At 41.9% G+C, this 25,502-nt stretch carries 24 protein-coding genes; 2 read left to right on the top strand and 22 right to left on the bottom strand.

The window, feature by feature from the left end; translation table 11 throughout:
- Nucleotides 1-15: 15 nt before the first annotated feature.
- The 9 genes from ACTNDS_RS13460 to ACTNDS_RS13420 all read right to left on the bottom strand — a co-directional run bounded on the left by ACTNDS_RS13460 (nt 16) and on the right by ACTNDS_RS13420 (nt 12,374).
- Nucleotides 16-1,359: a CCA tRNA nucleotidyltransferase gene (locus ACTNDS_RS13460; RefSeq protein ID WP_441036315.1), complete on the bottom strand. Its 1,344-nt coding sequence runs from the start codon at nt 1,357-1,359 to the stop codon at nt 16-18.
- Nucleotides 1,360-1,454: 95 nt separating this feature from the next.
- Nucleotides 1,455-2,894, bottom strand: a complete 1,440-nt coding sequence (gene proS, locus ACTNDS_RS13455) for a proline--tRNA ligase (protein ID WP_441036313.1) — start codon at nt 2,892-2,894, stop codon at nt 1,455-1,457.
- 413 nt (nt 2,895-3,307) lie between these two features.
- A complete protein-coding gene (locus ACTNDS_RS13450) occupies nt 3,308-3,793 on the bottom strand; it encodes a deoxycytidylate deaminase (RefSeq protein ID WP_441036343.1) in 486 nt (161 codons plus the stop codon).
- Nucleotides 3,794-3,840: 47 nt separating this feature from the next.
- Entirely contained in the window at nt 3,841-4,272 is a 432-nt protein-coding gene (gene rpiB / locus ACTNDS_RS13445; protein ID WP_441036311.1) for a ribose 5-phosphate isomerase B, read from the bottom strand.
- A gap of 30 nt (nt 4,273-4,302) precedes the next feature.
- Nucleotides 4,303-5,358, bottom strand: coding sequence for an L-threonylcarbamoyladenylate synthase (locus tag ACTNDS_RS13440; protein WP_441036309.1), 1,056 nt, complete (start codon nt 5,356-5,358; stop codon nt 4,303-4,305).
- Nucleotides 5,359-5,474: 116 nt separating this feature from the next.
- A complete protein-coding gene (locus ACTNDS_RS13435; RefSeq protein WP_441036307.1) occupies nt 5,475-7,715 on the bottom strand; it encodes a DUF2298 domain-containing protein in 2,241 nt (746 codons plus the stop codon).
- Nucleotides 7,716-7,747: 32 nt separating this feature from the next.
- Nucleotides 7,748-9,751, bottom strand: a complete 2,004-nt coding sequence (locus ACTNDS_RS13430) for a hypothetical protein (RefSeq protein WP_441036305.1) — start codon at nt 9,749-9,751, stop codon at nt 7,748-7,750.
- 201 nt (nt 9,752-9,952) lie between these two features.
- Entirely contained in the window at nt 9,953-10,642 is a 690-nt protein-coding gene (locus ACTNDS_RS13425; protein ID WP_441036303.1) for an N-acetylmuramoyl-L-alanine amidase, read from the bottom strand.
- 85 nt (nt 10,643-10,727) lie between these two features.
- Nucleotides 10,728-12,374 (bottom strand): glycosyl hydrolase family 18 protein, encoded by a 1,647-nt coding sequence (locus ACTNDS_RS13420; protein WP_303243115.1) that lies wholly within the window; start codon nt 12,372-12,374, stop codon nt 10,728-10,730.
- Between the two features lie 1,097 nt (nt 12,375-13,471).
- Between ACTNDS_RS13420 and ACTNDS_RS13415 the strand changes: the two genes are divergently transcribed.
- A complete protein-coding gene (locus ACTNDS_RS13415; protein ID WP_303243116.1) occupies nt 13,472-14,221 on the top strand; it encodes an adaptor protein MecA in 750 nt (249 codons plus the stop codon).
- Nucleotides 14,222-14,326: 105 nt separating this feature from the next.
- Here ACTNDS_RS13415 and ACTNDS_RS13410 read toward each other — a convergent pair whose 3' ends face one another.
- The gene (locus tag ACTNDS_RS13410; RefSeq protein ID WP_173743808.1) at nt 14,327-14,527 is read right to left on the bottom strand and encodes a DUF1858 domain-containing protein; all 201 of its coding nucleotides are present in this window, start codon (nt 14,525-14,527) and stop codon (nt 14,327-14,329) included.
- Nucleotides 14,528-14,773: 246 nt separating this feature from the next.
- Here ACTNDS_RS13410 and ACTNDS_RS13405 point away from each other — a divergent pair, with 246 nt between their 5' ends.
- Nucleotides 14,774-14,947, top strand: a complete 174-nt coding sequence (locus ACTNDS_RS13405; protein WP_008707918.1) for a DUF362 domain-containing protein — start codon at nt 14,774-14,776, stop codon at nt 14,945-14,947.
- A gap of 84 nt (nt 14,948-15,031) precedes the next feature.
- On the opposite strand, the gene ACTNDS_RS13400 is transcribed toward ACTNDS_RS13405, so the two are convergent.
- The 12 genes from ACTNDS_RS13400 to ACTNDS_RS13345 all read right to left on the bottom strand — a co-directional run bounded on the left by ACTNDS_RS13400 (nt 15,032) and on the right by ACTNDS_RS13345 (nt 25,499).
- Nucleotides 15,032-15,499: a helix-turn-helix domain-containing protein gene (locus ACTNDS_RS13400; RefSeq protein ID WP_441036300.1), complete on the bottom strand. Its 468-nt coding sequence runs from the start codon at nt 15,497-15,499 to the stop codon at nt 15,032-15,034.
- A gap of 108 nt (nt 15,500-15,607) precedes the next feature.
- Nucleotides 15,608-16,936 carry a replicative DNA helicase gene (gene dnaB, locus ACTNDS_RS13395; RefSeq protein WP_019160885.1) on the bottom strand — a complete coding sequence of 443 codons (1,329 nt, stop codon included), beginning with the start codon at nt 16,934-16,936 and terminating at the stop codon, nt 15,608-15,610.
- Between the two features lie 21 nt (nt 16,937-16,957).
- Nucleotides 16,958-17,404, bottom strand: a complete 447-nt coding sequence (gene rplI / locus ACTNDS_RS13390; RefSeq protein ID WP_019160884.1) for a 50S ribosomal protein L9 — start codon at nt 17,402-17,404, stop codon at nt 16,958-16,960.
- The gene (locus ACTNDS_RS13385; RefSeq protein WP_441036298.1) at nt 17,401-19,452 is read right to left on the bottom strand and encodes a DHH family phosphoesterase; all 2,052 of its coding nucleotides are present in this window, start codon (nt 19,450-19,452) and stop codon (nt 17,401-17,403) included. The genes rplI and ACTNDS_RS13385 overlap by 4 nt, the downstream gene beginning before the upstream one ends.
- 237 nt (nt 19,453-19,689) lie before the next feature.
- Nucleotides 19,690-19,953: a 30S ribosomal protein S18 gene (gene rpsR, locus ACTNDS_RS13380; protein WP_019160881.1), complete on the bottom strand. Its 264-nt coding sequence runs from the start codon at nt 19,951-19,953 to the stop codon at nt 19,690-19,692.
- A 35-nt stretch (nt 19,954-19,988) separates the two neighbouring features.
- Nucleotides 19,989-20,444: a single-stranded DNA-binding protein gene (locus tag ACTNDS_RS13375; protein ID WP_173743811.1), complete on the bottom strand. Its 456-nt coding sequence runs from the start codon at nt 20,442-20,444 to the stop codon at nt 19,989-19,991.
- 72 nt (nt 20,445-20,516) lie between these two features.
- Nucleotides 20,517-20,804 carry a 30S ribosomal protein S6 gene (gene rpsF, locus ACTNDS_RS13370; RefSeq protein WP_019160879.1) on the bottom strand — a complete coding sequence of 96 codons (288 nt, stop codon included), beginning with the start codon at nt 20,802-20,804 and terminating at the stop codon, nt 20,517-20,519.
- Nucleotides 20,805-20,914: 110 nt separating this feature from the next.
- Nucleotides 20,915-21,106: a DUF951 domain-containing protein gene (locus ACTNDS_RS13365; RefSeq protein ID WP_019160878.1), complete on the bottom strand. Its 192-nt coding sequence runs from the start codon at nt 21,104-21,106 to the stop codon at nt 20,915-20,917.
- A 56-nt stretch (nt 21,107-21,162) separates the two neighbouring features.
- A complete protein-coding gene (locus ACTNDS_RS13360) occupies nt 21,163-21,885 on the bottom strand; it encodes an NAD-dependent protein deacylase (RefSeq protein WP_441036295.1) in 723 nt (240 codons plus the stop codon).
- A 26-nt stretch (nt 21,886-21,911) separates the two neighbouring features.
- Nucleotides 21,912-22,721: a class B sortase gene (gene srtB, locus ACTNDS_RS13355; RefSeq protein ID WP_441036293.1), complete on the bottom strand. Its 810-nt coding sequence runs from the start codon at nt 22,719-22,721 to the stop codon at nt 21,912-21,914.
- A gap of 34 nt (nt 22,722-22,755) precedes the next feature.
- Entirely contained in the window at nt 22,756-24,282 is a 1,527-nt protein-coding gene (locus tag ACTNDS_RS13350; protein WP_441036291.1) for an AAA family ATPase, read from the bottom strand.
- The gene (locus ACTNDS_RS13345; protein ID WP_441036289.1) at nt 24,279-25,499 is read right to left on the bottom strand and encodes a vWA domain-containing protein; all 1,221 of its coding nucleotides are present in this window, start codon (nt 25,497-25,499) and stop codon (nt 24,279-24,281) included. The genes ACTNDS_RS13350 and ACTNDS_RS13345 overlap by 4 nt, the downstream gene beginning before the upstream one ends.
- Between the last annotated feature and the right edge of the window lie 3 nt (nt 25,500-25,502).

Below are 25,502 nucleotides of genomic sequence, written 5' to 3'. Positions count from 1 at the left end.
CAAAAAAGAATCCTGCTATGCCGGATTCTTTTCCTGATCTTTCCTTATAATTTCCAATAGAATTTCTTTCTGATTTTTCTCCGGATCTTCCAGAACGAGATTTAAAAGTTTTTCCAGTTTTTCCCCAATCTCTCTGCCGGATCTGTAACCATTCTCTATTAAATCTCTGCCTGTAACTGCCAGTGTCTTCAATGATACGCACTGTTTTTCCTCTATAATCTGTCTGTATGCATCCCTTACACTGTCCAGACGTGCCTGTTTTTCACTTCTCCTATACAGACTCTGAGCAAGCATATCTGCCTGCTGTACTTCAAGATACAGGGGAAAAAGATCCTCACCGATCCTGTTAACAGCACGACGGACAGATTTGAGTGTTCCCTCCGGTCTGTCATCATGCCATTTCACCAGACGGGTTACCTTACGAATGGTATCATTATCAAACTTCAGTCTGCGAAGAATCTGGCCTGCCATTTTTTCCCCTGCATTTCCATGGGTTTTGAAATGATCTCTTCCATTCTCATCGATCTTTCTTACTGCCGGTTTCCCAATGTCATGAAGAAGCATGGTAATACGAAGAACCCTGTCTGCCCGCACATAGCAGAGGCTGTGCAGAATATGCTCCCCTACTGTATAACAATGATGGGGAGTATTCTGAGGTGTCTCCATACAGGCATCAAATTCCGGAAGAAATTCTGCAGTAATGCCGGCTTCATAAGCTGTTCTGAGATAATCCGGATGAGGAGACATCAGAAGCTTCACTAATTCCACCTGGATTCGCTCTGCACTCACATGTTTCAGATTGGGTGCCAGCACCTTCAGCGCCTTGCGTGTTTCCTCTTCGATGGAGAATCCAAGCTGGGCACTGAACCGCACAGCACGCATAATGCGAAGTGCATCTTCTGTAAAACGTTCCAGCGGATTTCCCACACAGCGGATAATCTTTCTGTCAATATCTTCCAGCCCGCCAAAAAGGTCAACCAATCCGCCGGAAGGATTATACGCCATGGCATTGATGGTAAAATCACGGCGCTTCAGGTCCTCTTCAAGGCTTGCTGTAAAGGTTACCTCTTTCGGATGTCTGCCATCCTCATATTCGCCATCCACCCGATAAGTTGTAACTTCATAGCCTTCTTTCTCCATAAGGACAGTCACGGTTCCGTGCTGCAGACCTGTATCCACTGTTCTGTGAAACAGTTCCTTAACCTGCTCAGGCTTCGCAGATGTAGTAATATCCCAGTCGTCCGGTTTTCGTCCCAGGATAGAATCGCGGACACATCCGCCTACTACATAAGCCTCATATCCTGCATTTTCCAGTATATGCAAAATTGTTTCCGCGTTTTTTGGTATTTCCAGAATCATATGACCATCCTTACCCTTTTTCTATTCATGATTAATTCTAAAAACCGGCATCCAGATATTATTTCTGCTGCCGGTTTTCTTTATTGCCTTACTGATTAGTATGCTCTACCCCAGTAAACCATCTTCTTAGCCGGTTTTCCACAGCATACACAGACATCACTTAAATGTTCCTGCTCAAATGGCATACATCTGGATGTAGCCTGAACATCCTCTTTGATCTTATCTTCACATGCACGGTCACCGCACCACATAGCTTTTACAAAGCCTGGTTTATTAACAATTGTGTCCTTAAATGTCTCATAATCTGTAGCAACATAAGTATGAGCCTCTCTGTGAGCACGTGCACGTTCCAGCATATCCTTCTGGATAGTTTCCAGGATTTTCTGCACCTTCTCCACAAGCTCATCAAATGTAACTGTATATTTTTCTCTTGTATCACGACGGCAGATGACAGCCTGTCCATTCTCGATATCCTTGGGGCCACACTCAATACGGATCGGAATACCGCGCATTTCCTGCTCTGCGAACTTGAATCCCGGACTCTTATCTGTATCATCTACTTTTACGCGGACTCCTGCTGCCTTTAATGCTGCAAACATCTCGTCAGCCTTCTCCAGAACACCTTCTTTTCTCTGCTGGATTGGAATGATCACTGCCTGTGTAGGAGCGATTCTCGGAGGCAGCACCAGACCACTGTTGTCACCGTGTACCATGATGATGGCACCGATCATACGTGTTGTCATTCCCCAGGATGTCTGATGTACATACTGAAGTTTGTTTTCTTTATCTGTATACTGGATGCCGAATGCTCTAGCAAATCCGTCACCAAAGTTATGGCTTGTACCGGACTGAAGAGCTTTTCCATCATGCATCAGGGATTCAATTGTATAAGTAGCTTCTGCACCGGAGAATTTCTCCTTGTCTGTTTTCTGTCCCTTTACAACAGGGATTGCAAGAACTTCCTCGCAGAAGTCTGCATACAGGTTCAGCATCTGGATAGTACGCTCTTCTGCTTCCTCAGCTGTTGCATGAGCTGTATGACCTTCCTGCCATAAAAATTCACGGGAACGAAGGAACGGACGTGTTGTCCTTTCCCAGCGCACTACAGAACACCACTGATTGTATACCTTCGGCAGATCTCTGTGGGACTGGATCTCTTTTGCATAGAAATCGCAGAATAATGTCTCTGATGTGGGACGTACACACAGACGCTCCTGCAGCGGATCCAGACCACCGTGGGTTACCCATGCAACCTCAGGTGCAAATCCTTCTACATGATCTTTCTCTTTCTGAAGAAGAGATTCCGGGATAAAGATTGGCATATACACATTCTGTACGCCTGTTTCTTTAAATCTTCTGTCCAGTTCATGCTGGATATTCTCCCAGATCGCATATCCTGCAGGTTTGATCGCCATGCAGCCTTTCACGCTGGTATAACCGCAGAGTTCAGCTTTCTTTACAACGTCGGTATACCACTGGGCGAAATCCTCTTCCATGGATGTGATGGCTTCTACCATTTTCTTGTTGTTTGCCATGATTGTTTCTCCTTTTTTGTGATTGTTTGTTTCAACTCACAGTCAGTAATAACTGTATTTTGTGGCATCAGAATGTAAGTACTCCACTTCTTTTTTCCATTCACAGATAAAAAAGAAGCCTTACATCCCTCACAAGGGACCGAAAGGCTTCGGCGGTACCACCCTAATTAACACTGTGCCCAAATGCCTGCACACTGTTCGCTCTTCTTCCGATAACGCAGGAAAAACGCCGTACTTCAATTGCACGGGGCTCCGAGGCCGGTTCCATAATTTGCGCACAGAATCTTCACACCATACAGATTCCTCTCTGGGATTGCTCCTTATGTACTATTCTCTTCATCGCCATAGATATTTCGCATTTGGTTTTATTTTATGCGAAATCTCAGGATGTGTCAAGGGTGAAAATCCTAACGTTATACCTCTATTGTAATTTTTCTGCCTGTACGGTTATATTTATAATAACGCACTCCCGCAGCATCCAGCATTCTCTTGGACGCGATCACTGCCGGAGTATGGGCATATTTATCACAGTCATAAACAATTGTCTTAATCCCTGCCTGTATAATAGCCTTGGCACATTCATTACAGGGAAAAAGAGACACATAGAGCTTTGCCCCTTCCAGACTTCCACCCCTGTAATTCAGGATTGCATTCAGCTCACTGTGGGTCACATAAAAATATTTTGTATGAAGGCTATCCCCTTCTCTTGCCCACGGAAACTCATCATCCGAACACCCTTTTGGCAATCCGTTATATCCCATAGACAAAATTTTATTATCTTCACTTACAATACAGGCCCCTACCTGAGAATTAGGATCCTTAGAACGCATTCCTGACATCATGGCAACTCCCATAAAGTATTCATCCCATGATAAGTAATCTGTACGTTTATGATTCATATCCATTGCTCAAACCTCCCTGGTCAGGCAGCTATTCGCAGTCCACTTTATTCTGTCTCTATCTGATTGATTCTTCTGATGTGCCTTTCATCATTGGAGAATGGAGTATTTAAGAAGGTCTCAACAATTTTCACAGCCAGTCCAGGACCTACAACTCTTCCTCCAAGAACAAGAATATTGGCATCATTGTGAAGTCTCGTTGCTTCCGCAGTAAAGCAGTCTGTACAGACAGCTGCCCTGATTCCCCTGATCTTATTTGCTGTAATAGAAATTCCGATACCTGTTCCACAGATCAGTATTCCCTTTTCACATTCTCCATCAAGAATGGCATGAGCAACCTTCTTTGCATATACCGGATAGTCTACGGAAGCCAGGCTGTCACAGCCATAATCTTTATACTCGATTCCCTTCTCATCCAGATATTTTTTAATCTCCAGTTTTAATTCATATCCTCCGTGATCACATCCTAAAGCTAACATACCTTTTCCTCCTGAAATTCATATTATTTCTTACTTATCCCCCTGGATAATTTTATGTCCCGCAGCCTTCAGCAAACGGTTCATGATTGCCTGTCCCATTCTTGGCGTATAAAAGGCCTCTGAATATATGGATCTGACCGCACTCTGATCAAATTCACGAAGCACTTCATACAAATGGTGCGCAATTGTTTCCTCTTCTCTTCTGCTTCCGATGCTCACTACCAGGCCTTCCTGGTATCTGTCCTTCGTCTCATCCGTTGCAATAATGCCCACCAGCTCACCATGAGCTTTGGCTTCTGCAGCCAGTTCATTGATTTTTTTTACCACTGCCTCCTGACTGCCTTCTACAATAGCCAGATCTGCCTTCGGTGCATAATGGCGATACTTCATTCCAGGTGCCTTCGGACGAACCTTACTGTCAGATGCGATCAATCCTTTATCCATCCGGACATCGCCAAGAGTCTTCTGCAGCATCTCCAGTGAAATATACCCCGGGCGTAAAACAACCGGCACATCTTCTGTAAAATCAACGATTGTTGACTCAAGTCCGATTCCAACCTGACCTCCGTCAATAATCATATCAATTTCCTCACCCAGATCCTCTATCACATGCTGTGCAGTGGTAGGGCTTGGTCTGCCCGAAGTATTTGCACTGGGGGCAGCTACATAACCTCCTGCTGCTTTGATCATTTCCTGGGCAATCCTGTCACTGGGAAAACGGACAGCCACACTGTCCAAGCCGCCAGTAGTCTCCTTTGGCACCAGATCTGACTTTGAGAGTATCATAGTCAAAGGTCCCGGCCAGTATTTCTCAGCCAATATTCTGGCTTTCTCCGGTATCTCCCCTACGATGGGTGCCAGCTTATCAAACTCTGCAATGTGCACGATCAGCGGATTATCCGAAGGTCTTCCTTTTGCAGCATATATTTTCATGGATGCGTCTGGATTCAATGCATCTCCTCCAAGTCCGTAGACCGTTTCTGTGGGAAATGCAACCAGACCGCCTTTTTTCAATATTTCTCCGGCACGACATATTGCATCCAGATCAAGATGCTCTGCTGTCATGGATACGACTTCTGCTTTCATTGTCCTTCTGCCTTCTTTTTTCATTAGATTTGATATTTATATCACAAATATTGTACACGATTTTTATGGTTTCGTCTATGAAAAGATATTCTGACGTTACACTCTAACATTACATCCTAGTTCACCTTCAGAATATATGTGTCAGAATTTTCGGACTGGAATACCTTTTTTCCCAATCCTGCCAATATCTCCTCATTCAGATTTGTTCCATATTTCTCTCTTTCACAGGAACCAACAAAAATATAGGAAATATCATATTTATCCAGAAGTTCTTTCACCAGTTCCTTATCTGAAGAGGTATAAATTGTCTCAATCTCGGTCCTCTTGGTATTCAGATCATCTGTATCATTCCGCCACAGCCATTCATGAACATACCATCCCAGTACAGTGGGAAGCCCTGTCATTGCAGAAACTCTGTTATCATAGTCTTTATAACTGTCCCCTGGTGCCTCAAGAACCACCGTCGTTCCCTTCACATTGTTTTTCAGCCATCTGATCGCAGAAGCATCCTCCGGTACTCCGTTTTCCAAAAACGAAACTGCATTCAGTCCTTTATACCCTGAAACCTCCCACACATTTCCAAACCAGGAGGTTACACTTTTTCCGAAATATCCAAAGGTCCAGCACAAAAGCACCAGTCCAATCACAGAAAAAATCTTAAACACTTTTTTCTGTGCCAGAGCCAACATCCGTACAATCCCATATCCCATAGTCATGGCAAAAAGAATATAAGCCTGGTAAGTAAGTTTAAACATAGTATTGGCTCTGGCATTTCCATTTTCATAAATATCCCTTACATAGACCAGTTCCGGTATCAGAATCAATCCCATGGCACACAGCCCCATGATCACTGCAAATAAATCCGGCAGTGCTATTGCCCGCATCAGGCGATATACTCCCCTGTTTCTGCCGTCACGAAGTTTCTCCCACAGAATACATATGATCAGCAATACTGTAAGAAATAGGGGAAGTCCCCATAAAATCAGCAGCTGGTGAATCAGGGAATGATGGGTTGCAATTCCTACCCCCTGGAACATGGTCTGGAATTTCATAGTAAAGGGAAGGATCACCACATAAGAAACCACAATCATCTCAACCGCCTGTACAATGGTAACAGTCAGGACTTTTTTCACCTTTCCTTCAAACTGAATAATATTGGTAAACAGGATCACTCCCCCTGCAACTACAAAATAAATGATAAAATCCCAATAATTTGTAAAATGGAACATTCCAATCAGTACACATACCAGCAAAATATGAGGAATAAAAAGCTGCCTTATCCAAAATTGCTTTCGGCTGATTTTCTCTATGACTGCTTTCCTGCTGCGGACATGTTTCATCCATGCATACAAAACTCCCACCAGCAGTAACACGAACATAATATTCACCACATGAGCATGGAGATCCCCCAGTACAAAAGAATAGCAGGGAAATTCATGGATGGTTTTGTCCTGTTCATTGACCGGATTATAACCGATATATCGGGTAGCATCCGGAAACCAGTAGCTGTCCGGTGTTTCTCCCTGAAGCTTCTGGATCCATGGTATTATTTTACAGTACACCACATAATGCATATTTCCGGCTATGGATACAGATAATCCTGCCAGAACTCCGGCCAAAGTGGGGATATATCGTTTTTTCCCTGTAAGCCTGTCCTTTAATCCATCAACAGTCATCTGATATACCAGCGAAAACGGAAGGGTAAATGCAAAAGCCGCCACAAAGGTCCGCATAAGATTATAAGTCAATTCCACCTTACTTCCCGTAAGCTTGGTAAGAAAAACAGCAAAATACTGACCTCCATAATAATAATTGATGGTTCCCTCAGAATACCAGAGATCTCTTGCCGGAAGAGTAGAACTGCGCATCATAGCCTCCATAAAGCCATAATCCATAAATTTCTCAGTTCCGTGAGCCTCCGGCCGGAATCCTGCTACATAAGTCCACAAAAGAAAGAATATAAAAAACAGAATTTCCTCTCTGAAAATCAAGGTTCCTCTGCCAGCCGGCAGACAATCTACTCCTTTTTTCATCTGATAAAAATACAGAAAAATGCACAAAATCCCGCACACTACAGATACGCCAATACAGGAAACGGTAGTAAACGGAAGCAGCTTCACAGCTACCAACAGCCAGGTAAGAAATCCGGTAACTGCAATAGCAAGAATCTTTGAAAAAATCCAACCCTTATCCTCAAATCCAGCAAAAAGTCTTCCTGTCACAGGCATAGCCAGCATTCCCATGAGAAAAGCCAGCATCCACCAGGTCCAGAAAGTCCACACATCACCCTTCAGTAAATACGCTGACAGTCCAGCCAGAGCTGCTGCCAGAAACACTCTGGGTACCACTTGTTTCATCTGTGTCTTCCTCCTCATTCTTAGTGTCACACTTATTCATCATCAATTGTTTTATATATCCGGATTCTTCTATCCTCTGTCTCGTAGACCTTCTCGAAGGTTTGGGAGATCAAAGCTTCCTGACATTCTTTCTGTTCGAATTCCGATCCTTCCTCAAAAAGAATATACGTAATTTTTTCCTCTTTCACCACAGATCTCAACACACTCTCATCTGTAGCTGTATAAATTTCCACTGCCCTGTCAGCTCTGTAATTGGTATCGTATCCCGCTGACCAGGCATAATAAGGCCAGCCACAGTAAAGCATCACTCCTGACATAGTCACTTCATTCATACTGTATTCCGGAGTAAGCAAAAGATCCTGTTTTCCAAGATGATCTGTCAGCCACCGGGTCAGATCACTGTTCATATTCACAGTCACCCTGTGTCCTGTTCCGTTTCCCTTTAGAATAATAACAAAATCATAGATTCCTGTAGCAGTCAGGCAGACAGCTAAAAGAACTGCCAGAAGCTTTTTCCACAACTTTTTACCCCAGAGACTACAGATTGCCCATGCCCAGAAAACGCTCAGAAATCCATATGCGATCACAATATATTTGTGGTTTACATTGATATCCGGTGTCATCAGCAGAACAAAAGCAAAGATTACCGGAAACAGAAAACCTGTAAGCATTGCTTTTTCTCTTCTTTTCATAAAGAATACCAGCAGGATCAGTCCCAGGAAAAAGATACCTCCCATCCAGAACAGATACTTCACCACTCCCCAGAAGTTTTTTTCCTCAGCCAGAAAACCCAGATAAAGTCTAGTATCCATGGCACTTCCCCGGATAAATATTTTTGTCTGGAGAAAAGAAAAGAATACTGCAGTACCTGCAGTAACCGCATAATCAACCTTTCCATCGGAGAAAATGGCAAATCCCAGTAAAATCAGTAATCCGCCAATCACCGCCGCTCCATTCCAGAACGCACTCAGCCCAAGCAGCAATCCCATAATTAAAGCCTTCTCCAGATTTCTGCTCTTCCAGGCCTGTAAAGACAAAATACGCTGTATAAACCATGAAAAACCTTTTTCCTTATGAGAGGTTCCTGCTTCCAGCCAGTCCAGAAAAACATATATTACCAGAGTTACGATCAAAAGTCCAAATGCCAGGTGTCTCTGGTTCAGATACACATTAAAATTCCATAAACCCCAGTTTTCGTTTACAGTATAACCGATAAATGACGTATTCTCCTGCAAAGCAGCCAGCAGATCCCCTGTCTGAAGATGTTCCCACACATATCTGAAAAAAGCAGCTCCGCTTCTGAAAAAAAACAGAATGACAGTTACCGCTCCACAGCAAAACCGTCCGGTAATCCGAACAGCCAGCTGACTCAGCAGCATAAGAAAACCAAGAAGCGATCCAATGCTGACAATATTATAGGCAAAATCCAGTCTGAGCCCCAGATACTCCAGATTTCCAGCCAGGAACTGAAACATAAAATGATATTTTACATCTGCCCCTCCATAATGGGGATACTGGGTGGGAAAATTATTTCCCAGAGAAAAAGATCTCATCATAGCTGTGTGTGGTGCATAATCTCCATAAACTGTCAGCCCCGAGTACAGTACTCCGTCCCTGATATAAAATACATAAAACATCATGTACGTAATAAAAACCAGCAATAATCCATATAAAATCAATTCTTTTCTGAAACGGCTCTTATCTTCCCATAACCTTCCTGCCAGAAAGGGATAATTTTTTTTCTTTTTGATCATCAGAATCACTGCCAGTATCACTGTCCCACTGACAAGCACGATCACATTTCCATATAGCAGTGGATCTTGAACACCCCCCACTACACTGAAAAACCAGGCTACAATATAAACACTCCATGTCAGCAGTAAAATTCCTGTGCCAAAAGCTGCCGGAAGCTTAAGCCAGATCCTGTTTACTGATATCTTTTGTTCTTCTTTTTCAATAAGAAAGGCTGATGCCTCATAACCCAACAGCATCGCCAAAATCAGGTATATTATTCCAAGCATAATGCCTTCTGTCATCCTTTCCTGTCTCTTTTCTAATCTCAAAAAACTCAAATAATAGCAATTACTCTCTTTGCCAGTACATCGTTTCGTAAATAACTATACCAATCGGATTCACAGACAAGCGAGTGGTATAGTTATTTCGAAAAAGATGTACTAGCTCTATCAGTATAACAAAAACAAATACACTTTAAAAGTAACTTCACATAAAAGAAACATTTAAGTGCTTTTAAGGTATTTATCAATTCCCAGTGCCACTGCATAAGCAACCTTCTGCTGATATTCAGATGTCTGCAGCAGCTCTGCTTCCTCTGGATTGGTCAAAAAGCCACATTCTACAATATTCAAGACACTTTCACTTCGTTTCAGAAGATAATAGGTACGGTTTCCCTTTGGAGCCCTGGGTCTTGTCACATCCAGACAGGTATTTAACGCATCCTGAATATAACCGGCCAGCTCCTTTCCCTGTATGGAATCCTCATAATAGAACACCTGGGGACCGTATACCTCAGGATCCTGATAGCTGTTCTGATGAATACTTACACATAAAAGAGGCTTGTATTTTCCAATCAGCCCGATTCGCCTCTGAAGATCCTGGACTTTCTGATTTTTACAGTCCTTGTCATACAATCCCTTATCTTCCTTCCTGGTCATTATCACATAATATCCCTTTTCCTCAAGAACTTTTTTCAGCCTATTAGCGATTTCCAGATTGATTTCCTTTTCTTTTAATCCCCCAACCCCTATCATCCCGGGATCAGTTCCACCATGACCTGCATCTACCAATATCATTTTTCCGGGATCCCGGTTATGGTTTTTTCCGGACACCAGAGCAGCCTCCCGAGCCAGTATATAAACACCGATCAGAAACAAACAGATTAATACAAGCTTTGTCCCTCGCTTTTCCAAAAAATAAAATACCCCCTGCCATATTCACCTTAATATATGCCAGAGAGTATTTTACACATTCCTGTTTTTCCTTTGTATTATTTATTTACTGCAAATTATCTGTGATCACCTGCCAGATACCGCTATTCTCAAATCCCAGCTTCCATGCAGCCACACCGGCCAGCTTATACTTAGATGCCAGTTTTACCTTGGCGGCAATAGACTCTGCATCCTCCAGCCATATCTGATAGGTGGAATTATCCTCCTCATAGGTTCCGTAATTCTGAGAAGTATTCTTATCCCAGTAAGTTTCCACATTTTTCTCAGAGATCACCTGCTGAGCCTGATCCATGCCAATTGCCTCACTTGTAACAGCTCCACCTGTTGTTTTCCACAATCTTGTATAGAAGGGAACTGCGTTGATCACACGGTCTGCCGGTACTTCTTCCAGTGTATCCTGAATTCCCTGTTCTACCCATGGCAGTGATGCAACTGATCCTGCGTCAGACCCTGAATAATGCTCATCATACCCCATAATAATCACATAATCCACAACTCTTCCCTGCTCAGCCCGGTCATAATGGCTGGTGAAATCCTCAGGAACAGGATTATCCACGGAAAGTACCAGATTATTTTTATGGCATTCAACAGACAGTTCTCTCAGAAATTCCAGGAAATGAATTCCCACATCCTCACTGAGTGACTCAAAATCCACATTAATGCCATCCAGTCCCACATTAACTGCAGCCTGTATCAGCTGAGTAATGAGATTCTGTCTGGATGCTGTATTTGACAGAGTTTCCATAGTACTTACATCCTGAGTAAAGTTGTCGATCAGTCCCCATACCTTCAGGCCTTTTTCATGTGCTTTGGCAACATAATCTGCACTTGCAATATTGGAAATATTACCTGCTGTATCCGTCAGACAGAACCAGGTTGGTGAGATCACATTCACCCCTGTCATATTTGCAATGGCATCTTCCAGATATGCATTGGCATCTGTGGAAGTAACCTGATGCCATACCATATTCACAGGATCATCCATGGTAATATAAGTATATTCTTCACCCTGGAAATTGCGTTCAAAAGTAGTTTCTTCCACTTTTCCTACTTTCTTTTTCTCCACATATCCAATGTATCCGTCATCTGTAGCAACCTGATCCCAATCCTCAAGTTCCTCCAGCAGACGGAGCTTTGTTCCTTTTTTCACTTCTGTAAGAATACTGGATTTAATTCCGCCCCGATAACGAACTGCTATATTTTTCTCTGCTTTTACAGTTTTGATCTTATCAAACTGATACTGGATCGCAACCCGGTAAGGATCTTTATATATATATGCATCAATATCTGTATACTGCTGTACATATGACAGATTCAGATACACCCTATCGTCCTTTAACCATACCTGGTCACCTGCTTCTGATGCAGCTGCTGCGGTAATTACTTCTGATGGTGTTGCATACAGGATCTGCTTATTGGCAGCATCCCAGTAATATCTCTGATTCAAATATGTATTCACTACATCAAGAGGAAGATAAACTCTCTCCCCTGCTACCAACGCCTTCTCATCCAGGAGCTCTGTTCCCAGAACCAATGCCGCTTCTCCATCCCCCAGTTCTCCGTAATATTCATTCAGATCCATTTTCTCTTTTGTAGGGATACGTTTCATGATCACATGACTCAAAAGCCCGATCATTGCTACCAGAAAAATCAGGACAATCACTGCAATTGCGGGTTTTATTTTCTTATTCATGACTTTTTTCCTTTCGGTATAATTACTGATTACTATAGCATTATATCATATTTTATTACAAATGCATTACAAAAATCAACTTTTCATAATTTTTTAATATTTACCTGAAATTTCCATTTAAATCATACTATCATGGGATATTTCAAATAAACAGGCTGCCCGGAGGCATTATGAACATCGAGGAAATATTCTGTATATTTCGGACAGCCTGTTTTTTTTACCTGGCACAGAGGCTTATGGCTCACCAGTTTTATCTTCTGTTATTTTTCTTCGACAAAATCGAAGTTGACACGAGCAATCTGTCCCTTTTCATCTGAAATGTAATCCCGCATGTAACCACCATTTTCTGCAATCTGACAGGCTTTTGCAATGTTTTTAGGAGTACTTGGATATCCGTCAAGATATAAAGATATTCCCTGAGACTGATACCTTTTTAACTCCTGTTCCAGCGGCTTACGCAGGTTTTGTTTCCTGGCCCGTGATATATTTTCCGTATTCTGTCCTCCTTTCCTGTATTAGTCAGGCAGTTAAGAATCGAAGGGCTGCTGCCTGCCATGACCTACCACACCCTCTCTGGTCTGATAAGGTCAGATAATAGAAAGCACCACTACTGGTTTCCGGAAAAAACAAAATACTCTGCAAACTCCAATTTATTTTCATGGGAATTCATCTGAGCACTGCCACAGCAAGAACGCTGCAGGATAAAAGGGCAGTGAAGCTTAATGAATATTATAATATTGATATAGGTTACTCTCAGGCTGCATATTTATGGATTACAGACAGATTGTTTTCTCCTGTTTTTCATTATACAGCATTTACAATTATACGCAATGCTTTTCATCAATTTGTTTAATTTTTTCGATTTTGTTCCCAAATTTTTTATAATTAGGCAAATGACTTGCCTTTACATTTTACAGTTTCATGTTATATAATATACTGTATATAAGTAGCTATTCAACAGTATAAACTGTACAGATAGTGAACAGCAGCTATATCTTAGCTGCTTACCAGGGCATTGTAAGTCATTATATGTTGCTGCGTACAGAGTGAACAGTAACCATCATACTATATAAAAACAGAATAGGATGTGATATGACATGAAAATAGAAAAAATAAATGATAATCAGATACGCTGTACCTTAACCAGAGAAGATCTGGAAAGTCATCAGATCCGTATCAGCGAACTTGCTTATGGAACAGACAAAGCCAAAAAGCTTTTTCGGGACATGATGCAGCAGGCACAGATTCAATTCGGATTTGAAGCAGATAACATTCCTCTGATGATCGAGGCTATTCCAGTAAGTACAGAAAGTATTATCCTGATCATTACCAAAGTGGAGGATCCCGAGGAACTGGATACACGTTTTTCCAAATTTTCTCCTTTTAAGGGACGAGAATCTGCTGATACTGTCCAGCTAGACGGTGCCGACAATATTATCGATATATTTCAAAAGCTTTGTGAAGCAAAAGTCAGAAATTCTGCAAAAAAATCCAGTACAGCCGATACTACAGAGCCTGTAAAAGGCAAAGAAGATCTCCCGGAGAATGCAGCTGTTAATCTGATCCGCCTTTATGAATTTGATGATCTGGATGATGTGATTGCTGCAGCACGTGGACTGAACGGTTATTTCACAGGAAGCAATACCTTATACAAGGATCCTTCTGATGATATTTACAAACTGGTCATCCATCAGTCATCATGCTCCCCTGAAGAATTCAATAAAATCTGCAATATTCTTACGGAATATGGCAGCGGCCGGGCTTTCACCTCATCAGGCGAAGCTTACCTTGCAGAACACGGAGAGATTATTTCTTCCTCTGCGCTTCTGCAATTGTCACAATTATAATATGACTTACCAACCCGCTCATAAATCAACATTACAAAAGAGGAGAACTCACCGGAAATATATGAGTTCTCCTCTTTTATTTGTTTTTCCTATTATTTTCTGAAATTATTCTCCAAGAAAATCATTGATCTGCTGAACCAGAACATCTACATCCATACCATGAACCATAGCTGCCTCTTCCAAAGATTCCATCTGAGATGACGGGCATCCGATGCAATGCATTCCTGCTCTCATAAGGATTGCTGCGATATTAGGATCTATCTGCAGAAGCTGTCCAATCAGCATATTTTTAGTAACTTTAGCCATTATATGTTTCCTCCTTGTCTGTATCAGAAATACGGGCATTTCTACACGGTAGTATTATAATGTTACTGTTCATTTTATGCCCAGTAACATTATAATACTAATTTTATCAAGAATCAACAAATATATTTATAACCATGTATCAAATTTTATACTTGTAATCCATGAACTTATATATTAAAATAGGACTAGAACCCAGAAGGGTACTAAAACACTGTTACATATTTACAATTAAGGAGGATTATAACTATGGCATATGTAATTTCAGACGAATGTGTAAGCTGCGGAACATGTGAAAGCGAATGTCCAGCAGAAGCTATCTCTCAGGGAGATGAGCATTATGTAATCGATGCTGATGCATGCTTAGACTGTGGCACATGCGCAGACGCTTGCCCAACAGAAGCTATTCATCCAGCAGAATAATATCAGTATTACTGTACTGCAGTAATTTGACCAAAACAAAAATTGCCGTTCTTCAGTCATCTGACTGAGGACGGCAATTTTTTATTATGCTGTTCTGTTTTTTTTTCTGGGCTTTTTCTCCCGGGCTGCTGCCGCTTCTTTTCTTGCAAGCTGTCTGTTTCGTATGGCTTCATCCAGATTGCGGCACTGTATTTCTCCCTCTCTCTTCATCCGGAGTTCCTGATTGATCAGCCTCTCCATGATTTTCTGAAATTCAAGAATCCTGTTGTCCCTTTCCTGTGAAGTTTCCAGAAGCTTTACCTTACTGTTTCCGTCTCCCGGCTCAGTACAGGCAATTTTCGGAAGCAGTTCTTTGATTGCTCGAAGTGCCAGTCCTCTTTTCTTAAGTTCCTTTATATTAGCCAGAAGAGTAATATCATATCCTGTGTAGTAACGATGTCCCTGTGCATTTCTGCTGATACGCAGCTGCAGTTCCTCCTCCCAGTATCTGAGAACAGAAGTTCTCACTCCCAGGATTTCCGCCGCCTGAGTCACAGTATATTTCTGTTCCAATGCTATCCCTCCTGTCCGATGCATATTTTATTATAAAAATATCCCGAACAGATTGCAAGGAAATTTCATTGACAGGATTTTTCAAAATATTACTGTTCACCTGGCTTTCTACTTTTTCATATTTACAAACTGAGTATATCTTGGCAGCCATACCAGCTCCACAGTTCCAATGGGACCGTTTCTCTGTTTTGCAATAATAATCTCCGCAATATCCTTCTTTTCGGTATCCTTGTGATAATAGTCATCTCGGTAAATAAACATTACCACATCGGCATCCTGCTCAATGGCTCCGGATTCTCGGAGATCAGAAAGCATTGGTCTGTGATCAGGACGCTGTTCCACTGCACGGCTTAGCTGAGACAGTGCGATCACCGGCACATCCAGTTCCCTTGCCAACGCTTTGAGAGAACGGGAAATATCTGAAATTTCCTGCTGTCTCGAATCACTCTTTCCACTGCCGCTCATCAGCTGAAGATAATCAATCATAATAATTCCAAGATTATGTTCCAGTTTATATTTACGACACTTGGATCGCATCTCTGCAATGGAAATACCCGGTGTATCATCAATGATCAGATTGGATTTACCTATAATATCTGCACCTTCCACCAGCTTTGTCCAGTCTTCGTCTTTCAGATTACCGGTACGCATATTCTGGGAATCCACATGGGATTCCATAGCAAGAAGTCGGTTAACCAGCTGTTCCTTGGACATTTCCAGACTGAAGATTGCCACTGTCACATCCTTACGGAATGCCATATACTGAGCAATATTCAGAACAAAAGCCGTCTTTCCCATAGAAGGACGAGCTGCAATAAGCACCAGATCCGAAGCATGCATGCCCGAAGTTTTATAGTCCAGATCCACAAAGCCTGTAGGGATTCCAGTGACAGATCCCTTAAGCTTGGAAGCTTTCTCAATGTTATTGATAGCATTAAGCACAACCTGCTGGATTGGCACATATTCCTCACTGTTTCTCTGCTGCAGAATATGGAACAGTTTCTTTTCCGCCTCTTCCAGGATCACCTCTGTACTCTCTTTCTCAAGATAACAGGTATTGGCAATCTCTTCGTTCGCTTTGATCAGGCGTCGAAGGACCGCTTTCTGGCTTACAATTTCTGCATAATCCTTTACCAGTACTGAGGTTACCTCTTCGGTAAACAGATCCTTCATATACTCCATACTGGTAATGTCAGGCGGTAATTCTTTTTCTTTCAGACGATTCTGAAGAATAACAGGGTCTACTGTTTTCCCCTCATTGCAAAGCTCCACCATGGCATCAAAAATAATACCATACTGCTTCTGATAAAAATCATCGCTGGTAAGCATCTCGGAGGCCTTCAGGATCGCGTCTCTGTCCAAAAGCATAGATGCGATCACCGAACGTTCTGCCTCCACACTATGAGGAAGGATTCTCTTAATCAGCGCTTCTTCCATTCGCCTTTACCTCCGGAAAGCTTAAGCTTCTTTTACCCAGACTTTAAGGGTTCCTGTTACCTTAGGATGAAGACGAACCGGTACCTGTGTTACGCCAAGGCAGCGGATCGGTTCTGAAAGCTGAAGTTTCTTTTTATCAATATCCAGATTCAGCTGTTTTTTTGCAGCTTCCGAAATCTCTTTTGAAGAAACAGAACCAAAGGTCCTTCCACCTTCTCCAGTCTTAAGTGTCAGAATAATTTCCTTTGTCTCCAGATCCTTTGCAAAAGCTTGGGCTGCCTCATAGATCTCTTTGGCAACCTTTTCTTCATTTGCTTTCTGAAGCTTTAAATCATTTAAATTCTTCGGAGTCGCCTCCAGTCCCAGTTTTTTGGGAAGGATCATATTTCTGGCATATCCATCACTTACATTTACAATCTGGCCCTTTTTTCCAAGAGCCTTTACATCTTCAAGTAAAATCACTTTCATTTTACGCTCTCCTCCTGATATTCCTTATCTATAATGTCTTTGAGCATTTTCTCCACTTCATCCGGAGATGCTTTTACCTGAGCCCCGGCAATGTTCATGTGACCGCCGCCGCCCATCTTTTCCATCATCACCTGTACATTTACTTCATCAATAGCACGGGCGCTGATATACACTTCATTATTATACTGTGTCAGTACAAAAGAAGCCTTCACCCCTGCAATATTCAGAAGTTCATTGGCTGCCTGAGCCCCCACAACCGTTGGACTGTCCACACCCTCACTTGGGCATCTGGCAATCGCAAAACAGTCTCTGTATATATGCGCTGTACGCACCGCTTCTGCACGGGCCTGATAGGATTCCAGATTATCTCTCAGCATCTTACGCACTCTGGTTACATCAGCGCCGCTTCTGCGCAAAAAGGCTGCTGCCTCAAAGGTTCGCACTCCTGCACGGGTGGTAAAATTATTGGTATCGATCATAATACCTGCGTACAGACAATCTGCCTCCATACTGCGGATACGCAGATCATCTGAAAAATACTGCAGAATCTCAGCCACCATCTCACAGGCAGAAGATGCATAAGGCTCTACATAAGAAAGCACAGCATTTTCAATCACCTCGCTGCCCCGTCTGTGATGATCCAGCACAACTACTGTTTTTGTCATATACAGCAAATCCTGACATTCTGTATAGCTTGGTTTATTGGTATCCACCACTACTACAACTGTATTATTATCTACCAAATCCCTGGCCTGATCACTGGTTATAAACATAGATGGCTCATATTCTGAATTATTCATATATCCCATCATAAGCGGCCTTATGGATGTGGTCGGATCATTTACAACAATATTTACAGTCTTTCCAAGAGTCTTACCTGCACGATAAATACCAATAGCTGCGCCCAGGGCATCCACATCTGTGATCTTGTGTCCCATAACAACCACACGATCCTTAGTACTCATAAATTCCTTCAGTGCCTGTGCTTTTACCCTCGCTTTCACCCTGGTGGTTTTCTCCATCTGCTGGGTCTTACCGCCATAATAAGTAATATTGTTTCCGTTTTTGATCACTACCTGATCTCCGCCGCGTCCCAAAGCCATCTCAATGGCAATTCTGGAATACTCATAATCCTGAATATAATTAGCCGCGTTCAATCCGATACCAATACTGAGGGTAATCGCCATTTCGTTTCCAATATTAACAGTCTTAACCTCATCCAGAATATGGAATCTCTGTTCTTTTAATGCTTCCAGAGAACTCTGGCGCATGATCAGGAAATATTTATCCTTCTCCATTTTTTTCACCAGACCATCAAAATTAGAAAAATATTTTGTAATCTTTCGATCAATTAGAGCAATCAGCAGAGACCGGCGTACATCCTCCACACTCTCCAGCGCTTCCTCATAATTGTCCAGATATGCCAGTGCAACTACCAGTTTATTGTCCTCATTTTTCTGAATATACTCTTTCAGCTGAGTGTCATCATACATATACAGCGCAATCAGATCTACATCCCTGGTCACAGTCTCAAAGATTTCACTGTTGGAGACTACCTCGCCCAGCGATACTCTCTGCATGGAAATACGGTAAATCCGCTCTCCAACCTGTGTATTCATTTCACTGGGATCCTTTTGATCCAAAGCCGGAAGCTTATCTGCCGTAATATCCGGAAATATGGAACTGATATTCTTTTTATAAAACTGGTCCTTCCCTGTCAGTTCCGAAAATACCTTATTGGACCAGATCATTCTGCCATTTGTATCCATAATGGCATAGGGCAAGGCCAGCTCCTCAAGAATTCTTTTCTCAAGTACATCGTACCTGTTGGCAAAGGCTATCAGATCATTGATAATAAATGGTCTGTGACACCGCAATACAAGCAAAGCCATTCCAACATAAATAATCAAAGCTACTGACAAAATAATACCGGCCTTTATACTTGTAAAATAAACCAGTATATTCGTCACAACCAGCAGACCTGTAAGAATCAACGGCCAGCTCATAAAAGCCTTCATGTGCCCTCTTAGTTTTAATTTATTATTCATATCTTTTTCTTTCTGATCACTGCGGTTCTCTCTGCAGTAAATCTGTCTTGTTTTTGTGCTCCTGCTTTACTTATGGTTCCGGCAGCGGACAAAACATCTTTTTTTCTGCCAGTACAAGAGATATTATAACAGAGTTCCACATAATTTACCATAGCAGAGTAAAAAAAGAATGAGACTGCTGCAAAAGTCTTCCCGCAGGAAACGCTTTTGCAAGCAGCCTCAATATTCATCATTGGATTAGTCCTGGATGTATGGCATCATAGACATATGACGTGCTCTCTTAATAGCAACTGTCAGTGCTCTCTGATGTTTTGCACAGTTTCCTGTGATTCTTCTTGGAAGGATTTTTCCTCTTTCAGAAACATATTTTCTTAATTTTGCTACATCCTTGTAGTCGATTTCGTTATTTTCTTTACCACAGAATACACAAACTTTTTTTCTTCTGCGGCCGCCTCTTCTCTTCATTGGAGAGTCTGGTCTTTCGCCTCTATTAAAAGCCATGGTTGCTTCCTCCTATCTTATTCTATCAGTTTGCTTTAGTTAAATGGCAATTCCACATCAATTCCATCCGGAATATTCATAAATCCGTCTGTACTTGCTGCACCAGGATTGGGCATGGATGGTGCCGGCGCTTCTGTTCTCGGATGGGAAGCTGCATAGTTATCACTTGCAGACTTGCTCTCCGCAAACTCCTGCTCCTCTACAACTACTTCTGTAGTGTAAACCTTCTGTCCTTCACGGTTGGTGTAGCTTCCGGTCTGAATACGTCCGGAAACCACAATTCTCAATCCCTGACGGAAATACTTCTCTGCAAATTCAGCGGTGCGTCCAAAGGAAACACAGTTGATAAAATCTGCAGTAGCCTCACCATCACGGCGGAATCTGCGATCTACAGCCAATGTATATCTGGCAATTGCCAATGCATTCTCACCTGCGGAATATCTCACCTCAGGATCTCTGGTCAAGCGTCCCATTAAAACTACTTTGTTCATATCATTACCTCATCATTTCTGTTCCTGAACGGGTTTCTTAATGGTGCCTTCTAAAATCATTTCTGTATAAGATTATGCGTCTTTTCTTACGACTAAGTATCTTAATACATTGTCCATGATACGAACGTGTCTCTCGATCTCTGCCGGACACTGTGCGTCTGCTTCAAACTGAATGAAATAGTAGAAGCCTTCATGCATTTTCTGAATTTCGTAAGCTAATTTCTTCTTACCCCATTCTTCTACTTCTGTGATAGTGCCGTTGTAACGGGTGATGTATCCTTTTGCTTTCTCAACAACTGCATCACGTACTTCGTCTTCAACTTTTGCACTAACAACTAATGCTAACTCGTACTTGTTCATGTCTTGCTTTACCTCCTTATGGTCTGTTGGCCCTTTGCCTGTCAAAGAGCAAGGATATAAAATATATCACGAGTGTTGATTCTAACATAATTTTCCCGGCCTGTAAAGTCTTATTTTTCTTTTTTCATAAGATTTTTCGTGTTTTTTTCTACCATTTTGCGCGGAACCATAATCTGGTGCCCACAGCCTGTACATTTCAGGCGAAAATCCGCACCTACACGCAAAATTTCCCAGTCCCTGCTTCCACAGGGATGGACTTTTTTCAATGTAACGATATCGCCCACTTCATAGGAAAGTCCCATTTTTTCCTCCTCTGCTTTCTATTTTTTTTAACTCACCTAGTTGGCACACTAGCTTATCAGCATCGAATCTGTGCAAATACCTGTCCGATGGGCTCCTGAATCAACAGGTCTGCATACCTGTCTCTTGGTGTGGGAGATTTATTGATCACAACCAAATGCTCTCCTCTGAAATAGTCGATCAACCCGGCAGCAGGATAAACAGCCAGTGAAGTGCCGCCGATGATGAGTACCTGTGCTTCTGAAATTGCTTTCACTGCCTCATTGATCGTCTGATTATCCAGTCCCTCCTCATAGAGAACTACATCCGGTTTGATGATCCCGCCGCATTCGCATCTGGGAACTCCCGTGGAAGCTTTTATATGCGCAAAATCATAAAAACTGCCACATTTCATACAATAATTGCGATACACACTTCCATGCAGCTCCAGAACCTTCTTACTGCCTGCCATCTGATGGAGATTGTCAATATTCTGTGTGATCACAGCCTTCAGCTTTCCTGCCTGTTCCAGCTCTGCAAGCTTCTGATGGGCAGCATTTGGTTTTGCTGTATCGCAGAGCATCTTATCCCTGTAAAATTTATAAAACTCCTCCGGACGCTTCATAAAAAAAGTATGGCTTAAGATGGTTTCCGGAGGATAATCATACTTCTGGTGATACAGTCCGTCCTGACTTCTGAAATCCGGAATTCCGCTCTCAGTGGAAACTCCTGCTCCTCCAAAAAATACAATGTTATCATACTGATCAACAAGCTCCTGCAATTTTTCAATCTCACCTGACATATTCCAGTTCCTCCTGTATTTCTATTTTACTGTGCCACATCTAATGCATCCACACGTCTGCCCTGTACAACATATCTTGTAGCCTGATTTCCGGTACAGGTAGATAATGTGACAATCTTGTCTTTTACTGTAAGATCACCGGCATCTGTCTGTATTTCCGAATAACCGCGGATCTTTTTCAGATATTCCTGAAATTCCTCTCCTGGTCCTTTGAACAAGGTATAAGTGTCACTTTTTGCACCTGTGGTATAAGCAGAAATAATTTCATATCTGTAATTTTTCTCCGGTGTAAAAATCCAGAAATATTTACTCTTTTCATATGTATCACTGTTACTTGAAAATTTCTTCAGCTGAGCAAACATGGACCCGTTTTTCATATTATGTCCATAGACAATGGTATTACAGTCATTAAAATCCCCTTTATTCTCATAATCCACGAATATGGTACCTGCAAAATTATAGTTTTTTTCATAAGTATGATGCAGGTAAGTCTCATTATCCTCTCCATGGACAACCGGATAATTAATATCCGGCACAGCTTCCACATAAATCCATCCCACCACATCATCATTAACACTTTTCAGAGATTTAAAGTCAATGTTCATAGGAGCCTCCAGTCCCCCTTCTGCAGTGGGTTCCGCCGCTTCCTCCGGGTCACGCTCTGTCACTGCCATCTGTGCTATATGATTGTACTCATCTGTTCCCTTTTTGTACTCTGTATAAATATGAAACAAATTATAGCCGGCATAGCAAAAAATACAAATTGCTGCGATCAGAATCACTGTGAGAATCACATCTCCTGCTGTTTTCTTTTTTTTCGGTTTCTTCTCTGACATGCAGTCACCTCCAAAATAACTTAATATATTTCATTTATTGTAATACTTCCCGGCACATCTTCTGTAATTCTCTTTCTCTGTTTTTCCCCAGCAATGTCCTGCTATATTTAAAATAAGCCGGACAGCCATTTTGTGCAATAAAATCTACAAGTACAGGACTTCCGGTTATCTCTGTAATAAATAAAAGCAGCTCCTGTCCATCGCCAAAACTATTTTTTATAAATGCAAAGGCCCGCTGAAGTTTTGTTTCCATTTTTGTTGTCTCTTTATCCCGGATTTCCACCTCTTCCCTGAAATACTCCCTGATTTTATCAAAACCATCCTGAGATTCCCGGATATGTTCCCCTTTTACACGGTTCACATATGTCTCCAGAGTTTTCAGTGTTTTCTCCTGGAGCTGGTGTTCCCCCACTGAAATCAACTCCATATCCACTTTTACCATCAGACTCTGCCGCTGCTTCTGAATAAAATCATCCAGTCTGTTTCTGAAGTCCTGTTCACTTTCCTTTTTAAGATATGATTTCAGATAAAGCAGCTGGGAATATAATGTCTCAGTAAACTGTTCCAGTTTCTCATATTCCGCAGCAGCACTGTCCAGAGCCCCATTTAAAAGATTTACCACTGCAAATTTTTCTTCAAAGCTTCCCTGGGAAACGGCCATCTCCTTTTTTCTCTGTTCCTCTTCTGTACATGTCCCATTCAAAATACCTGAAAAATCATAATCCTGTCCATATTTTCTATACAGCCCATAATATGCAGAAAAATCTCTCACAATTTCCTCTTTCTGCAAAAATTCTCCGATTATTTCATTTCTGATTTCAAATCCCAGTTTTTCATAGCTGTCCAGAAGTCTGGACAAATCTTCCCAGCCTCTGGCTGTAACAAAAAATTTTCCGTCTGCTGAATTTTCCACCAAATAAAAATTCTGCTTTTTCATTTCTAGATAAGACGTCACTGCCCTATGTACATGGTTTGCCCTGGCATAGGAAAGCCATGCTCTGCAATCCGGTTCAATCTCAATTTTTCGCACCCTGTCCAGCGTTACGATATCAAATTCCCTGACAGATTTATTATATTGCGGAGGATTTCCGGCTGCAACAAGAATCCACCCTTCCGGAATCTTATGACTGCCAAAAGTCTTATTCTGCAACAGTGCAAGCATAGCCGGTGCCAATGTTTCCGACACACAGTTAATCTCATCAATAAAAAGAATTCCCTCTTTCTTCCCGGTTGCTTCCATGTAATCATATACCGATGCCACAATCTCACTCATGGTATAATCCGTCACTGTCACTTTTCTGTCATTATAAACCCTGTGACTGATTTCCGGAAGTCCAATGGCACTCTGTCTGGTATGATGGGTAATTGTATAAGATATACAGCCCAGCCCACATTCCCTGGCTGCCTGTTCTACAACAGCAGTTTTCCCAATACCTGGCGGTCCCATAAGAAGAATCGGTCTCTGCCGCAAAACAGGATAACTATATGTCCCATGTTCATCCTTCATCAGATATGCTTTTAAAGTATGACAGATTTCTTTTTTTGCTTCCTGTATGTTCATTTTTTCTCCTTCTGCCCTGTAATCAGGCAAAGTGCCCAGTCCGGAACCAATTTCATTTTCTCTGAACGTTCCAGGAATACAAAAGCAGTTTCATAATCTGGTTTCTGCCTGGGATAAATGCCATCACCATCTGTAAAATAAATCAGTGCCCGGAGATTCTCCAATTCCTTTTTCCTCTGTTTCTCCCTGACAAACTGAAACACTGGACGAAAATCCGTACCGCCACTGCCCTGGATCACCACCTGATCAGCATATTCCTTCCATTCTTCCTCAGAATGAATTACATCCACTTTTTGTAAAAAGCAGTCACATTGAAGAATATACACCTTCATTTTATGAAAAAAATTCTCCCTTTCACTGAGAATGGCATAAGTTTCTCCCAGAAAATGCTGCACTGTTTCTCTGGAGCAGGAAGCGGAAGTATCGATTGCAATCACCAGCTCCTCCAGACGATTTACTTCTTTGTATTCTAATGGTTCTATCAACGGAAGATTTTTATAATGCTCCATGCCATAATGATAAAATATATAATCAAAGCTCTCTGTGTCCAGTTCCACTTCTTCCCGTGGTCTGGAAAACTGTTTCAGAAATTTCCGGTAATCGTACCTGCTTCGATAAATCTCATCCAGTTCTTCCTGCCGGTTATCAGACCTGCTCCCGGCCTTTCCCTGACTTCCGTTCTTATTCTGAGAAGTATATGCTAAAATATGTTCCCACTTCTCCCTGTTCCTTTTGCTGTCAGATGAAAATCCCCAATGTATCCTCCAGATAGAATGATCGTCAAAATGATTGTCTTTTTCAGAAAAATCAGAGACACGCCTGTCCAGACTTTGTATTTTTTTCTCCCGGACTGCTTTTTCAATCAGATTTTCAACAAAACGATCACATTCCCTATCCCATTCATTTCTTTTAACAGCTTCTGCTGATACTTCCGAACCCTGCGGTATCAGAAAAACATGCAGATACAGGCAATGTAACAGAATATGCAGATATCCTCTTCTTAAAGCAGCAGGATCCTCCACATATTTTTCCATAAGGAATTGGGGATTAAAATAGATTTTCTCTCCATCTGTCCCAATAGTGGAAATATTACTGTCCGCCTTGTATTCCAGACCTGCAAATGCCCCGTCCAGATAAGGAAAGTCCAGATACAGTTCATTTCTGCAGTTCTGCAGAATATTCTTTCCCAAAAGCTCTTGTTTTTCAGCATTACCCATATT

The organism is Blautia sp. HCP3S3_C12 (genome assembly GCF_052064155.1).
Taxonomy (GTDB): Bacteria; Bacillota; Clostridia; order Lachnospirales; family Lachnospiraceae; genus Blautia_A.
Note: the sequence above shows the minus strand (reverse complement) of the source record. Positions and strands in the feature narration are given on the sequence as shown.